The organism is Neptuniibacter sp. QD57_21 (genome assembly GCF_047778075.1).
In the GTDB taxonomy this organism is placed as follows: Bacteria; Pseudomonadota; Gammaproteobacteria; order Pseudomonadales; family Balneatricaceae; genus Neptuniibacter.
On record NZ_CP180549.1, the window covers coordinates 2,703,940 to 2,719,467 of the forward strand.

General features: G+C 42.1%; 15 protein-coding genes. 3 read left to right on the forward strand and 12 right to left on the reverse strand.

Annotated features, from left to right (window positions below):
- Positions 1-56 precede the first annotated feature (56 nt).
- The 4 genes from ACMXYS_RS12145 to ACMXYS_RS12160 form a co-directional block, all read right to left on the reverse strand.
- Positions 57-1,133 (reverse strand): hypothetical protein, encoded by a 1,077-nt coding sequence (locus ACMXYS_RS12145; protein ID WP_415896659.1) that lies wholly within the window; start codon positions 1,131-1,133, stop codon positions 57-59.
- Positions 1,134-1,377: 244 nt separating this feature from the next.
- Positions 1,378-2,439, reverse strand: a complete 1,062-nt coding sequence (locus ACMXYS_RS12150) for a hypothetical protein (protein WP_415896660.1) — start codon at positions 2,437-2,439, stop codon at positions 1,378-1,380.
- Between the two features lie 141 nt (positions 2,440-2,580).
- Complete coding sequence (locus ACMXYS_RS12155; RefSeq protein WP_415896661.1) at positions 2,581-3,942, reverse strand: phenylacetate--CoA ligase family protein; 1,362 nt, start codon at positions 3,940-3,942, stop codon at positions 2,581-2,583.
- Positions 3,943-4,060: 118 nt separating this feature from the next.
- Positions 4,061-5,332 (reverse strand): surface lipoprotein assembly modifier, encoded by a 1,272-nt coding sequence (locus ACMXYS_RS12160; protein ID WP_415896662.1) that lies wholly within the window; start codon positions 5,330-5,332, stop codon positions 4,061-4,063.
- 309 nt (positions 5,333-5,641) lie between these two features.
- On the opposite strand from ACMXYS_RS12160, the gene ACMXYS_RS12165 reads away from it, so the two are divergent.
- Positions 5,642-6,274 (forward strand): transglutaminase-like cysteine peptidase, encoded by a 633-nt coding sequence (locus tag ACMXYS_RS12165; RefSeq protein ID WP_415896663.1) that lies wholly within the window; start codon positions 5,642-5,644, stop codon positions 6,272-6,274.
- A gap of 50 nt (positions 6,275-6,324) precedes the next feature.
- A complete protein-coding gene (locus ACMXYS_RS12170) occupies positions 6,325-8,346 on the forward strand; it encodes an HD domain-containing phosphohydrolase (RefSeq protein WP_415896664.1) in 2,022 nt (673 codons plus the stop codon).
- Positions 8,347-8,399: 53 nt separating this feature from the next.
- Here ACMXYS_RS12170 and ACMXYS_RS12175 read toward each other — a convergent pair whose 3' ends face one another.
- The 3 genes from ACMXYS_RS12175 to ACMXYS_RS12185 all read right to left on the reverse strand — a co-directional run bounded on the left by ACMXYS_RS12175 (position 8,400) and on the right by ACMXYS_RS12185 (position 10,955).
- Positions 8,400-8,855, reverse strand: a complete 456-nt coding sequence (locus tag ACMXYS_RS12175) for a hypothetical protein (RefSeq protein WP_415896665.1) — start codon at positions 8,853-8,855, stop codon at positions 8,400-8,402.
- A 126-nt stretch (positions 8,856-8,981) separates the two neighbouring features.
- Positions 8,982-9,608: a response regulator transcription factor gene (locus ACMXYS_RS12180; protein ID WP_415896666.1), complete on the reverse strand. Its 627-nt coding sequence runs from the start codon at positions 9,606-9,608 to the stop codon at positions 8,982-8,984.
- Between the two features lie 6 nt (positions 9,609-9,614).
- Positions 9,615-10,955: an ATP-binding protein gene (locus ACMXYS_RS12185; RefSeq protein WP_415881885.1), complete on the reverse strand. Its 1,341-nt coding sequence runs from the start codon at positions 10,953-10,955 to the stop codon at positions 9,615-9,617.
- Between the two features lie 188 nt (positions 10,956-11,143).
- Here ACMXYS_RS12185 and ACMXYS_RS12190 point away from each other — a divergent pair, with 188 nt between their 5' ends.
- On the forward strand, positions 11,144-11,455 hold the full coding sequence (locus ACMXYS_RS12190) for a hypothetical protein (RefSeq protein ID WP_415896667.1): 312 nt from the start codon (positions 11,144-11,146) through the stop codon (positions 11,453-11,455).
- Here the strand turns inward: ACMXYS_RS12190 and ACMXYS_RS12195 are convergent.
- The 5 genes from ACMXYS_RS12195 to apbC all read right to left on the reverse strand — a co-directional run bounded on the left by ACMXYS_RS12195 (position 11,452) and on the right by apbC (position 15,390).
- Positions 11,452-12,258, reverse strand: a complete 807-nt coding sequence (locus tag ACMXYS_RS12195; RefSeq protein WP_415881887.1) for a hypothetical protein — start codon at positions 12,256-12,258, stop codon at positions 11,452-11,454. The two genes, ACMXYS_RS12190 and ACMXYS_RS12195, sit on opposite strands and share 4 nt — an antisense overlap.
- A gap of 239 nt (positions 12,259-12,497) precedes the next feature.
- Positions 12,498-13,142: a hypothetical protein gene (locus tag ACMXYS_RS12200; protein ID WP_415881888.1), complete on the reverse strand. Its 645-nt coding sequence runs from the start codon at positions 13,140-13,142 to the stop codon at positions 12,498-12,500.
- A 34-nt stretch (positions 13,143-13,176) separates the two neighbouring features.
- The gene (gene dcd, locus ACMXYS_RS12205; protein ID WP_415881889.1) at positions 13,177-13,743 is read right to left on the reverse strand and encodes a dCTP deaminase; all 567 of its coding nucleotides are present in this window, start codon (positions 13,741-13,743) and stop codon (positions 13,177-13,179) included.
- Positions 13,744-13,884: 141 nt separating this feature from the next.
- A complete protein-coding gene (locus ACMXYS_RS12210) occupies positions 13,885-14,064 on the reverse strand; it encodes a hypothetical protein (protein WP_415881890.1) in 180 nt (59 codons plus the stop codon).
- A gap of 231 nt (positions 14,065-14,295) precedes the next feature.
- Entirely contained in the window at positions 14,296-15,390 is a 1,095-nt protein-coding gene (apbC, locus tag ACMXYS_RS12215; protein WP_415896668.1) for an iron-sulfur cluster carrier protein ApbC, read from the reverse strand.
- Positions 15,391-15,528: the final 138 nt, after the last annotated feature.

The window sequence follows — 15,528 nt, forward strand, 5'->3', positions numbered from 1 at the left end:
AAAAAGGCACCATAAAGACGCCTTTTAAAATACAAAAGAAACTAAATAAGCTTCAATTAAATTGGTCCACCAGCACCTTCACGACCTGCGGCAAATAGCTCTTTACGGGTAAGGGTACCGGAATTAAGTTTTTTCTTAATATCGATCAGACCAGCAGCAGTTTCGGCTTCTGAACCGAACAACGCCCCACTGACTACGCCCGTGACAGAGCCCTTATCAGCAGACAGGTTTTTACTGGTCGCGGTAAAGGCAATACCAGATAGCTTACCGCCTCTTACTTTAAAAGCATCATTTCCGGCATTTGATGCACCAAAGTTTCCAGACCATGATTTACCATGGAAATCGATCTCAATATCAACGCTGCCATTAAACATAGTCGAACCAGAGTATGTCGCAGTAGGGTTAAACTGGGTAAAAGCGTTAAGCTCAGCAAGAGAAGTCGTTACACCACCGATAAATATGCCATTCACACCTTTCTCACCATTCGGCGTATTCTCCCATTTATCCCAATAACCTAAGAATAGTGGCCCAGGTTCTTCGTCACTAAATGCAACATACTGACCTCCATTTTCACCGTCCATACCAAATTCAATATAACCATCATCATAATCGACAGCTGGCAAGCCTTCACCTTTATACTCGAAGCCATCATTACCTTTGACTTCAAAATCCAAGGCTAGGTTGGGTAATGGCCCATCTATTCTGCGTGGCTGCACTGCAGGAGCAGGGTCGTCACTTTCGTACATGTCACCGGTAATGATACCCAGTTCAGCATCACCATAATCTCCATAACCACCTTCGTCATACTCGATAAAACCGATAAAGCCGCACATACTACCCGCAGAACAACTAAGTACAGACTCGTCAGGTACGACTTCATCGGCTACAGTATTCGACCGAATACTTGGCTCATTTTGAGTGTTACGGCCCGTTTCATTAGAGCCGAAGCTTGTAAAAGCCAATGCCTGAGCATTAAATTCGCCACCAGCCGCAGTAGCAAATTTCTGCGCCCATACACCCCAGCTTTCAACAGAATCTTCCTCTTTTTCCTTTTCCGTGTTTGCAGACACAGCAAAAGAACCAGTTAATAAGATTGAAGCTATCGATGCGGATACAATATTTCGCTTAAACATCCTAAAGTCCCTATTTTAGCAACCTGTCCTATTGCTACTACTTAGTCAGGTGAATTGTGGAATTTGTTGTTCGCATTCTATACACATATAAAAAATAAGTAATTGTACCGAGGTACAAGTAGTAAGCTCTTATTCTCACTGCAAAGAAAAAGCCCGAAGTACTTTCACACTTCAGGCTTTATCGTTTATAAGCTTCCTAACACTTACCTCTTCCAGCCAAGTGTAGATCCAAGTCAAGCTTATTTCAGGGGAGGTTGTTCTTATGGACTGGTGTGGAGAATATCGTTTTACGGCTAACTGCTCCCTCATCACCCGCTATTTCTATATCAACCAGACCTGCAACGTCAGTTGCATTTTTGCCAAATATTGCACCAGCAACCTGCCCAGTCACCCTACCAGCATCGGAACTTAAATTTGCACTTTTAGCGGTAAAATTAACACCCGAGAGCTTACCGCCATTAACGGCAAAAGCATCATTTTGACTTTCCTTCCACCTACTACTGCTAAAGTTCCCAGACCAAGTTTTGCTGCTAAAGTTAATAGCGATATCAAAACTACCGCCATCGTATATAAACCCTGAATACTCAGCCACACTGCCATTAAGGTTTGAAACAAAGTCGTTTAATTGAGCTAATGTTGTTGTTACACCGCCGACAAAAAAGCCTTCTGCCCCATCAAAACCGCCATATTGATCATCATCCCATTGACCCTTTGACCAGAAGCCGTTCATCAATACTGCTTCATCACCATAATCGGTGTAGTATTCAACATAAGCTTCAAAATCGACATTATCGTCTAACCAACCAGACGCATCATGGGCACGCCCCTCTAAACCAGTAGCTTGATATGACTCGCCCTCAATCCCACTTACGCTAAAACTACCCGTTGTATCCTGACGCTCACCAAAATAATCAGGTGACACCTGAAGATCAAAGGTACCAACTTGTTCATTTTGAGGAGGGCCCATTCTATAAAAAAAGTCACCTTCATAGATGGTCGCAAAACCACAGAAAGCTCCGGCCCCACAAAGGCCTTCGACTGCATCAGGTGTAGGTGTAGGTGTAGGCTGATTAAATTCGGGCTCATTAAGTCCGTTACGGCCTGCTTCAGCTTGAGCAAGGCTAGCAAAAGCTAAGGCACCTGTATTAAATTCACCACCTGCAGCTGTTGCGTACTGCTTAGCCCACTGACCCCAGCTTTCAACTGAGTCTTCATCATCATCGTTCTGAGTATTGGCCGTCGCAGCAAGCGAACTTGTAAACAAAATAGAAGCTATTGAAGCTGACACAAGATTACGTTTAAACATCCTATTTATCCCTGTAATGGTTATGATCCAGTCCATGGCTAAAACTTAGATCAGATAGGTTATTAGTTTTATTGTGCATATTCTATACAAATATTCACCAAAGAACACTGTACTGGAGTACAATCAAAGAACTTAATTCAACTATGTTAAACAGGATACAAAGTCCTCATACTTTCCGCCCTTACTTCTTTGAATACGCTCCACATAGTCAAATTCAATTATAAAAGGATAATCAAACCGCGTAGAAAAATATCGTTCTAAACGCTGCTCTTCAGAATCAGTTAGGGGCTCGGATATAGCGATACGAATTTTTAACTTATCTATGGCTGTTTGTTCCACTTGTAACTGTTTTATAAACTCACTTTCCCAATCCCTCGAGGGAAAACTAGGCCAGAAAACCCTACCATCGGGTGTTTTCATCATATTACGTTTACGACCTAAAATTTTGTTTAAAACAGGTAATCCTCTCCCACAACAACACGCAGAACCCACTTCTGCGTAATCACCTAATTCATAACGAATTAACGGGGCTCCAAAATTAAGCAGCGTAGTTACCACAACCCTACCGATCTCACCTTCGCTACATGGTTGGTTATCCTTATCAAGAATTTCAACCAATACACCTTCTGACTGGATATGATAACTGCCATGTTCAGGGCATTGCAGGGCGATATAACCAATTTCCTGAGCGCTATACATATCAACAACTGAAACATTCCAAACCTCTTTACAAAGCTCTATTGTTTCATCGGTCAAAATTTCTCCCATAGTCCGAATTTGCTTAAGATCAGAAAACTTTATTTCATGCCGTTTACAATACTTAGCTAATTCACAGATATTTGAGGGCAAAGACAAAAGATAAGCAGGATTTTCTTCAACTAGCCATTTTACTTGAGCAGCTATATCTGTTCTGGAACTCAATAAAACTGCTGGACCGGTTTCAAATATTTTAGATATTGCACCACCCCAATGAGGACTTTTAGAGCATTCTCCAGGTCTAAGCCCCCCCCCTACAGGCCTTATAGCTGCAAGCTTTCCAGAAAAGTCCCGTTGATGCCAAATATGTTCTCTTGCAGTAAATGCCTGCCAAAACAAGCCTGTAGTTTGGGTACCATAAGCGGTAATTGGCATTCCTGTAGATCCAGAAGACTGAATTTTATTTAAGCGATCATGACCAGCTAATGGTTTTACGCTTTTTTGCTTATCACCTGCATCAATTAAGTCCTGACGAGTTAAAATTGGAATTTCAGACCACAGGTTTCTTGTAAGTTTTTTATCTAGCAGAGACTTAGGAATACGCTCTCTATATAGGGGAACAGCTTGAGCTGCATAGTTGATTAGCTCTTGAGCTTGGGACCACTGTAAATTTTCGAGTTCAGCTGTTGATAACCACTGACTCTGCTCTAATTGAAATTGAAGAGCCATATGCAAAGCGCTATCAGGAACAGGGATAACAGGCCATTTCAAGCCAGGCGCTCCTTGGCGGATCAAATCTAAAGGCATATTTTCCTCTTTGCAACATCCCTAGAAACACATAATGTTATGTAGTAAACAATACATAAACAGAAGCACAAAAAAAGGCGCTGTAAGCGCCTCTTTAATGTTCTGTACATTTAGCTAATTAGAATTTTTTTCCTAAATTAACTGAGAATTGAGTACGATCATAATCATACAGCGCTACATTGGAGCCTGCTTCTGTTCGCATCCAAAAAGCTGACAATTCAAGTTCGTTAGCAAACGTATGTTTACCACCGATTAACAACTGTATCTCTTCATCATCCCTAACTTCCAATATAAAAGGAATCTCTCCTTTATAATCGGACTCACTATAAGAAATACGGGAAAACAGACTAGTTGTAGGTTTAACCTGCCAATTTACACCCGCGAATACTTCCCAACCATCATAAGTATACTGGTCATCTTTTGAATCATTATCAAACCACTCAAAACCACCCTGGACACCAACGGTATTGTTCTTAAAGCCTTTACCTAGAGAAGCACCAACGGAGTAATAATCTGCATCACGACCCTGATCAGATGCTTGAGCGAAATCACGATCTGTATATTCTGCATCAATTGTAAGCTCTGTGCTTGCATCAAACGCCCAAGTTATAGACGGCTGCAGACCTACGTAAGTAGCTAGCTCATCATCATCTAAACGAATATGGTCTAACTGCAAAGCAACATTCGCGCGCCATTTCGCATTGGTAATCACTGCAGGTCCCGTACGTAAAGAGAGAACCTGGAGGTCAAACTGATCTTCAGTTTCATAAATACGGTTGTACAAAGAAGCACCACTCTGCCAATACAACATACCTGTATTCTGGCCTAGACGAACAGGCTTACCCGTACGATAGCTATGATCATAACTACCAGAAACCACAAGCGCAGTGTCACTCGTTGGTCTAGTGGTAATATCTAGTATTTGCCCTTCGACATTTATAACAGAGCTACCAGGACCGATATTGACATTATCGTCATACAACACACCTGCACTCAAATTGAACTTGTGTTCATGTTTAGGTGACATTTGTTCAGCGTCTTGTCTTAACTGTGCTAGAAATGCCAGGATTGAGACACGGACACTAGGAGGGGTATTAGGATCATTAAGTACTGTTTGAGCCTGCTCTTCAGCTTCTTGATATTGCAATGTCTGCATATAAGCAACAGCAAGCTCTAAACGTGCACGATGTAAAGCAGGTCTGTTACTTAAAATTGTTTGGAAAGATTCAATTGCGTTGTAAGGCGCTCCCTCTTCACGCTCTTCCATCCCTTGCTTGAAAAATTCTTCAGGATCAAACTGTTCTTCGGTGGTTTCTGCAGCAATTACTGATGAAGCCATCATCGATAGTAATACACCAGACAAAACAGAAACCCTGCTGTTATTTTCCATTCCCTAACTCCCCTTCCAATCACTTACGCTTTTTTGCGTTGTACTAGCGTTATGGCGCCAGTATAACCACTGGACATAAAGCGTACAACTAATAGAGTTGCTTCCAACTTCTTTATTCCACTATTTATCTATGGTTTTTACATACTCCCAAGTAAGTTCCTACAAAAATTAAGTAATACTCACTTCACTCGTAAACCTATATTTAGTTTGTTAGCTATGATTCATGTGCCTTTTACATGCTGTAGGTGTCATTTTTCAGGTTCTCAGATATCCTTAAGTAATATTCATATTGAGTAACAGAAATTCAGAATGAAGCGATTACCGTCTAAAGCCTTGGCAACTATCACTCTGCTTTTTAGCTGTTTATTCAGTAACTTGAGCTATGCAGGGCTCTTTGGCACCCAAGAATTGCCACAACGCTCGTTAAATGAACTGCCCGATTGGCTAAATTATATGGAACGCCATCTTCGAGAAGACACACCTGAAGAGATTTGCAAACAATCCGGCTTGTGCAACCTGAAGCCTTGGTACCGTTTTCTCGATAGCATTCGTCATTTACCTAAACGGCAGCAACTAGAAAAAGTGAATCGATTTGCCAATCAAAAGCCTTATATTTTAGATATTGATAACTACGGTAAAGAGGACTACTGGGCCGTAGTCCGCGAGTTTTTAGCTAGAAGTGGTGATTGCGAAGATTATTCTCTAACCAAATTCTTCTCCCTTCGATTATTGGGCTTCAGTAATGAAGAGATGAGAATTGTCGTATTACAAGACACAAATTTACGAATTGGGCATGCCGTCCTAGCCGTAAGATACGGTGGTGATGAGCTAATATTAGATAATCAGAGCCGCAGTATTGTGTCGCACCGAAATATTAAACATTACATTCCGCTATACACAGTAAATGAACATCGATGGTGGCTACATATGCCAGTTTTTTAAGACTGGGAGCCCTAGATAAATAACTAATTTCAATCAACTGGTAACAAACAATGAAACGCGCTTTAGTAACCGGAATAATCAGCCTGATACTTATTTTCCTGATTTGCTTAGCCTTAATTGAGCGTTTCACGACTCAACAGACCCAGCAAAACATTTCCCACTGGCAAACAACGCTTTCTGCCTTAGCAGATAACCAAAGCTTAAGTGTATCCCGCTGGATCTTCGCTACTGCAGCACCTTTAAAAGAAGTTGCTAGTAACAATTCAGTTCGACTGTATTTACAACGTTTAACAGAGCAATCTACTGAAGCACGCGAAGCTTCTGCTCAAATTGATTATTTACGTAATATGATTATCGCTACATCGAACAGAGAAGGTTACACAGACAAGAACCGTCAGAGTGTAAATGCAAACCTACGTGTTATCGCGAACAGTTCTCTAGCACTATATGACGCTAACCTTAATCTTATTGCAGGTACCGCTGGTCTCAGTAAGCTTTCTAAAACGTTGAAGGGTTCAATTAATCAACTGGATGAAAAACAGCAAGTCATCACAACAGACATTTGGCTGAATGACAACAATGTCGCTCAGATTGGTTTTGTAACGGCTATTTCTGGATTGCCACAACTAGGTAAAGAAGGCCAAACATTAGGGTACTTGATCGGCATTAAAAACCCTAATAAACAACTCTACGGCTTATTGAAGAATTTTAGCGTCACACTGCAATCTTTAGAATCAGCTCTACTACAGAAAAATGACAACGGTATCGCTTATGCGAGCCCCCTTCGCCAAGACTCCTCAACTCCTTTACAAAAACGTGTAGCACTGAATAGTCCTATTGCTTCTGCTATAGCATTTAACTCTCCTGGTGAATTCATTCAAGCTAGTGATTACCGCAAAAACAAAGTGTTAGCAGTCAGCCGAAGTATTGCTGATACCAACATGCGCTTAATCATTAAAGTTGATTATGACGACGCAATTGGTCAAACCTTAAAACAACAATCTGACCTACAGGCAATGCTTGTGCTTGGGACATTTGCCATGCTTGCCCTGCTAATTGGAGCAGGTTGGTACGGTCATCTAATTAGAGCTCGTCAAGACAATGAAGCCCTGCTAACAACAACTCATGCATTAGAAGAGAAAACCAACCTGCTGGATGCCATTAATGACAATACAGCCGATATGGTTTTGATTCTCGACGAATCCCTACAGCTATCTTTCATTAACAGAGCACTAGCAGACAAAATCTCGATCCATGCAGAAGACAGTGTAGGTAAAAATTTAAATTCAATTCTAGGTAGCCATTACGCTGAGTTTCTAACTCCCCTTGCTGAACAGTGCTTTAAACAGCAAATTGAGTTAAACGAGAAGCAAACCTTAGAACTTAAAGGTGAACAGTCGATCTTTACTATCCATCTTATTCCGATGGTTTATGGCTATAAATCAGCGGTTATGATCCATTTCCATGACATCACCCTAATAGAAGCCCATCAAGCACAGCAAACTCGCCTGCTTCAGCAGATTATGCAATCCTTGATGCACGCTATTGATCTGCATGATCCCTACTCTGCTAATCACTCACAAAAAACAGCACAAGTAGCGGTGGCTATTGCCGAAGCTATGGAGCTGTCAGAAATAGATCTATCCACCGTAGAGATCGCAGCCAACTTATGTAATTTAGGTAAGTTATCGATTCCCCAAGCGCTACTAACCAAAACAGGCAAACTTAGCGAAGAAGAAAAACAGACCGTACTAAAAGAGGTTGATTACGCGAAAGAGATACTGGCTAATATCGAATTCGAAGGGCCTGTCTTAGATACAATCACACAAAAACATGAATACTTAGATGGTTCTGGTATGAATGGATTGAGTGCTGACCAGCTAGCTATACATGCTCGAATTCTGACCACAGCAAATGACTTTGTCGCTATGATTAGCCCTCGTGCCTACCGTGAAAGCTTACCGGTAGAAACGGCGCTAGACACCTTACTGCAAGATGCTGGAACTCGATACGATAGACAAGTAGTTGCGTCACTATTCCATGTAATTGAAAACAAAATCGACCTAGGGTAACAATCTATAAACTAAGGCCTTTCCCTGATCCAGAAAGGCCTTTTGTTTTAACCTTACTGTAATTGATAAACAGTCGAACCATTCATCACACCTGCTTTATAGACTTGAGCTCCACATTCAAAAAACATCGAGTTACCCAACGTTTTAGATATACAGCCAGCTGGCAAAGTATTTAAAATTCCTGCAGGTTGCACAACTACGTAACTGACTTGGCCTGGTACTTGCTGATACAGAACACCGTTACAGTTTTGGTAAGCTATACCTGATATAACCTGCGTATAACAACCACCTGGCAACACTGTAACCTGCTTTGCATCTCTTGCATCATCACGACGATCCATTCTGCGTGCTGTTCTTCGAGCAGCCTGACGAGCGTCATCATTATCCTCCCAATCAGCCCGAGCAGATCCACCTAGATTCACCCCATCAACCTTAGCATCTACCACAGGTAACGCCGCGGTAAACACAGTAGCTGTCAGAGCAATTACAAGATAACTTTTGATGTTCATGACCTTTCTCCAACTCAGTAAATGATTAAGTTGGAAAAATGATAAGCCGAACAATTAAATTGCGATATACCGGAAAGTGCATACTAGAGCCAGCAAGGCTGGCTGCATTTTGATAACGATGGAAAACTATTGATCTTCAAGTAAGCCAGCTACTAGAAGTAAGCGCATCAACTGAGCAACACTTCTCACGCCCAATTTATGCATTACTCGGGAACGATGGATCTCAACTGTACCTTGAGCAATTCCAAGATCGATAGCAATCACTTTATTAGCACAACCTTGGGCGACAAGGTGCATTATCTCTGTTTCTCTTGTGGTCAACGACTCTAAACGCTGTTGAACTAAGGACTTCTCAGCCAACTCTTCTCTAGATTGTTGATCACTTAAAATTGCCTGTGCAATTTTCTCTAGCAACCTCGCTTCACGGAAAGGCTTCTCAAGAAAGTCCAAAGCGCCTTTTTGAATACACTCTACCGCCATTTCAACATCGCCGTGACCAGTGATGAAGATAATTGGGATCAGGGCCTTTCGTTTGATCAACTCATCTTGCAAAGCAAGCCCGCTCATACCCGGCATTCGAATATCTAAAACCAAACATCCAGGCTGCTCAGCGTCAAAAGCTTCGAGAAAACTAGACGCATCGATAAAATCACGTACCTCATAGCCATCAGATTCAGCCATCATGCGAATCATATCCCTGAGCGTGGCATCATCGTCGACGACAAACACTGTACCTTTTTGATTTTCTGTCATAACGCTCTACTCAACTTCCTTTTCTTCAACAACGGGTAAACGGATAATAAACTCCGCTCCTTTTAGCGAATGATTCCCGGCTATAAGCTTACCTTTAGCCGCTTCAATTAAGTTTCTACAAATAACTAGCCCCAACCCCAAACCATTTTCTTTCGTGGTTCTAAAGGGTTCAAACAAGTGCGCTTGTATTTTTGCATCAAAACCAGGGCCATTATCGAGCACGGATAAGCAGATATGCGCACCCTCCTTATAGAGATTCAACTCAATTCTGGCATCCGCTTGATGCTCTAACACCTCTACAGCATTGTTTATCAAGTTGACCAACACTTGTTGCATCTGGGTTCGGCTCATTTTAATCCGAGCCGTTTCTATCCCATTAAATTCCAGATCCACACCAGCTTGCAACGCTCGGTGGGACATAATATCCATACTTTCTTGGATAACGTCCGCGAAATTAATGACCTCTTCTTTTACAGCCTCACGACGGATAAAAGACCGTGTACGCTGAATAATTTTGGCGGATCGTTCTGCTTCATCGCCAATTTTAGTAAGGCATTCAAGTAATTTGGGATCTGCATTCTCCTGCTTACTTAAGCGCAAGGCGATATCAGAGTATCCCATAATGCCAGCGAGCGGTTGATTCAGTTCATGGGCTAGCCCTGTGGCTAACTGTCCCATGGTACCCACTCGCTCTAAATGCACAATTTGGTTTTCAGCTTCCTGACGCTGATTAATCTCATGAAGCTTAGCTTTATGCTCCTCTTCAATTCGCTGAATTAGCTGATTAAAAGAATTGGCAAGTTCATCGAGCTCATCAGGCTTTTCATTTTGAGCCCGGTCTAGATGCAAAATAGGTTGATCAGCCCCCTCTTTCTGCTGCTTCATAAAGTTGATCATCCTCAAAAGGTGTTGACCGACAAGACTGCGAAAAAGGATAAACATAAAGAAAACAACAAAAGCTGTTTTAAAACCATTTTTGATAAGAATGATATAGAGTTGAGCAAGCATATGACTGAAGATTGCGTCGATACTAACGACTAGCTCTATAGTCCCGAGTTGTTTCTCTTCACGCTGGATATTTATGGGGTAGCTTCTGGAATTTATGGATTCATTGGCAACATACTCCAAACGCTCACCATCAGCCAAATGCAGTTTATTGGCATCTACAAATTCTAACTGATTGATCCCTTGAAGCAGCTTATGCAGCTGTGCCCTATCATCTTTCCAGATTGATTCTGCAATCGCTGGAGACATGGTTGTTTCAATAAATTGCGGTACTTGATCCAACTTACGAGTCAGTTGGCGAAATTCGAAGCCAAACTGAATAACCGTGAGAATTAATGTCACTAAGGAGCTAAACAGCACCACTCGAAGGACAAGCTTTCGGCCCAACTTATATTGAAAAAAACCTATTGCTGAATTCTTTATCACGACTTTTACTCTACTTTTGCAAATCCCATATGGGTATATGCATATTTTCGGTTTTGATCTTATTTCCTAACATAAAAATAATTAGAAAACCTAGGATCAAGCTTGTGAAAATATCATTGTCTACCCAGCAGATAGCCCCTGTCTATCCCAGCAAACCCGTACATGCTGACAACAGGCACATTGGTATTCAGGAAAAAAGGGAGAACGCTGAATTCAAGGCAGTTTTACTGAAAGCTCATCAAGTAGCACAGGAAAAAGAACTTGTGGAGATATATCGTCATGTCACCGAACGGGCTTCTGAACTGTACAACGGAGAGGCAAAACCAAGCGAGTTAGAGATTTACCAGTATGATGGTAGGCGCGAACTAAATATCAAACATCATTCAGCCGCGCATAGATTACATCTTACAGCCTAATGAAGGGTTGGCGGCTCTTTAGGCTCATCTGGAACGATGATATGGCCACTGCTATCAAGCACCAATACACCATGCTCTACGCCTAGTTCCAACATCTGCTGTAGCATCATCTGAGTAAGGTGAGCACTAATGATCAAGCCTGCAGGTGGATCACCTTCGAACAGATCTTCGTCGATTAGATCTTCCGGTCGAAGCCCTAATAACAACGGATTCTCTGCAACTAGGGGCGCTATCTCTTCCGGGGCAAAGACAGAGTAATCAGAGGATATATCGAGTGCTTGTTGATAGGCATCTTTAGTACGAGAGTTTTCCTGCAACGCATCTAAAAATGCAGATTCAGCTGCAGAAAAAATACCGGATAGTTTACTCGCACCTCCTAAAGCGATATTCCGAGTAGCCACCTCAGAAGTACTGTAATCAACATCGATTGAGTATTGGGAGTCTTGATTCAACTCTTCCTCATCTACCAAGACATTGCCCTCTTCATCAATATCAAGCCACTCTCGCTCAACAGCAACAGCTAACAACCCCTCTAACGCTGCCGCTAAAATATTGCAGCAAATGATGACTCCGACAGAAGGGTTTTCACTTTCTTGGCGGTTCATGATCAGATCACCTGCGCGAGCAGCAAGTAAGGTCGGATCTTGTTCAATGATCTCAGCTAGCCTATCCGCTTCAATAAATAGAACCTCATGGCACAATCGCTCTGCAGTTAGATAAGGTTCTGAACAACCGCTAGCCTGCATTCGTGCCACATATTCTGCACGTACATCTTCCAGCAAGGCTGTCAGTAATCCACTCATAAGGCACCTAATTTATAAATTAATTTGCAAGATTAGCATTTAACACTAAGGTTACTATGACAATGGTCGATTGTTACTAAGGAAGCAACAAAAAACTTAAGGAAATCAAAAAATGCGCGCATGGAAACAGAGCTCTGACAAACCGGCCGAAGAGGAAGAAGGCAGTATCTATATTTTGTCGGACAATTAGAGCAAAGAAAGCAGCCTGTCATATTGGGTAGTTATCGACAGGCTTTCTTCTAGTGAAGCGTCATACCTATAGGTGAAACACCTTTCTTAAGCTCATCAAAACGCTCACGCAGATCAACTAGCTTAGTCAAACCATAATCCTCTGGCGACACAGGTAGTTCAAACCAGTCCAATGCCCAAACACGGGTCATCAGCTCATACTCACCAATTAAGGCATCTAGGTAGATCATAACGGCTTCAACCCGTGGATCCATATCCAGCACCTTTGGCGCATCTTCCAGATAGATCTCTAAATGCAGACGCTTTTCTACAATGACTATACGGAACCAAAAATCCGACAGCTCACAAAACTCATCGCCAATATTGATCGTCAACGGTACTGGGTCATAGCGATTATTAAACGCTTTAAACTCTATACCTGTTAGGTCTGGCGCAGCACCAATCAGACTCAAAACTGATTGAATAGACTCAGGAAAGCCGTCACAACCGAATACCATTTCGATCGCTCCATCCTGATCTTCATCACTTTGAAAATGGAACGTAAGGTTACGATCAATTTTCTGCAACTGCTCGCGATACTGAGTTAATAGAGGCTCAGCATCAAAACGGTCATCACTACGGCTAGATAGCAACTGCTCAATCGTGTCCTGCAGTTGCTCCCAGAACGAGCTTATCTGTTTTCGATCTAATATCATTAGCGGGTGTGCTTATTACTTCGTGCGGTAAATCTTATGTGCGTGGTACTACAACACCTGTTTGACCTTGATATTTACCATCTCGGTCTTTGTATGATGTCTCACAAACTTCATCTCCCTGAAGGAATAACATCTGTGCAACACCTTCATTTGCATAAATTTTTGCAGGTAGTGGCGTAGTATTAGAGAACTCTAGGGTAACGTGCCCTTCCCACTCAGGCTCTAAAGGTGTGACGTTCACGATGATGCCACAACGAGCATAAGTGCTTTTACCTAAACAGATAGTTAAAACATCACGCGGAATTTTGAAATATTCAACAGTCCGCGCTAGCGCGAAAGAGTTAGGCGGAATAATACAAACATCCGATTGGATATCGACAAAGCTACCATCATCAAAATCTTTTGGATCAACAATCGATGAATTTATGTTGGTAAAGACCTTAAATTCATTTGCACAACGAACATCATAACCATAACTGGAAGTACCATAAGATACGATACGTGAGCCATCCACTTCGCGAACCTGACCAGGCTCAAAAGGTGAAATCATATCTTTCTCTTCCGCCATACGACGAATCCAGCTATCTGCTTTAATGCCCATGTTGGCTTTCCATCCGGGTGATAATTTCGAGCCGGCAATTGTACCTTTTTTACGCATGAGGAACAAAAAAAACGACCTCAATTGAGGCCGTTTTAGATTGAAGGGGGAATTCAATTCAATTTTGTATAGGTTTCACTATTTCTAGTTGAGAAGATTAGCCGTCTTCTCATATTGCTCAGCTAGCCAAAACTCAGCTGCGGTTTGTCCTTCGTCACGCAGTGTATTTGCCTGACGGCGAAGCTCTGCAGCCATCTCACGCCGAGTTAAAGCGGAGGGTTTTGGCTTCATCATTTTTATATTTGCAGTTGCTCTATAATCCATCGTTCATCCCTTTACTTATTCTTATAGTGTTTATTATTTATACAGCTTGAACCTTAGATTGTAGACCCCTTTTCTAAATCCACCCAAATAAATGTTCAACATTTGATCAAAATCAATTTATTGGTCGTGTATGAAAACAGTGTTACACGGCCAAACTTAAAGAGAACGCCAGAAACAAATAAAGCCCTATAAAGGGCTTTATTAAGAGTCAAAACAGCGACTAGCTATTTCTTAGTCATCTTCAACGATAATCGAAGGCACGCGGATATCATTGTCTGCGTTATGCTTTGCCAGCCTCGCAGCAAGTGTACGTGCAACCGTACGATAGATCTGCGCGTGCTCCCCTTCCGGGTCTGCAGCAACAGTTGGCGCACCTGAATCAGCTTGTTGACGAATTGTCAGTGCTAAAGGTAATTTACCTAACAATTCTGTATCGTAAAGCTCTGCGATTTCGGCACCACCACCGTCACCAAAAATGGCTTCGGTATTACCGCACTGGCTACAAATATGAGTGCTCATATTTTCCACAACGCCCAGTACATTAATATCGACCTTACGGAACATCTCGATACCTTTTTTGGCATCAAGCAAAGCGATGTCTTGTGGTGTTGTAACGATAACGGCACCAGAAACAGGTACTTTCTGAGACAGTGTTAATTGAATATCACCGGTACCCGGCGGCATATCGATAAATAGATAATCAAGATCTTGCCAACGAGTCTGTGTTAACAATTGCTGCAGCGCGCCTGCGGCCATAGGGCCACGCCAAACCATAGCAGTGTTATCTTCGATCAGATAACTCATGGACATAGATTGAAGACCATGGGCTTCAACTGGGTTAAATGTCTTTTCATCATAAGGCTGCGGACGAACGCCTTCTGCAACACCGAGCATCATTCCTTGGCTAGGGCCATAGATATCAGCATCCAGAACACCGACTTTAGCCCCCTCTGCAGCCATTGCTAGCGCCAAGTTAACCGTAGTCGTTGATTTACCAACCCCCCCTTTACCTGAAGCAACCGCAATAACGTTTTTCACGCCTTCCATCACTGGAATGCTGTTTTGGCTAGGGCTCGCCGATATGTTGTGACCAATAATTACATCGCATTTATCTAAACCACCGATCTCTAATAATTTAGCCTGCAGATCCGCTTGTAATTTCGAAGCAACACCTTTGGATGGATAGCTTAATACTAACTCTACGCTAGCTGATGATCCTTCTGCTTTAATTGCATTTACAAAACCAGCAGATACCAGATCTGTTGCTGCAACCTCATCCTGATACTGACCTAAAACTTGGTTAATTTGCGCTTCAATATTTGACACTTTTATACCGCCTAAAAATTTCTTACTTAACTCGGAATAAGCCTAATGCGATGCTTTTTGATAATAACCGAGTAATTTAGTGGGAATAATGCATTTTAATACTTGGGCTGTCCAGACTTTTCCCTGTCACGCCTCCTT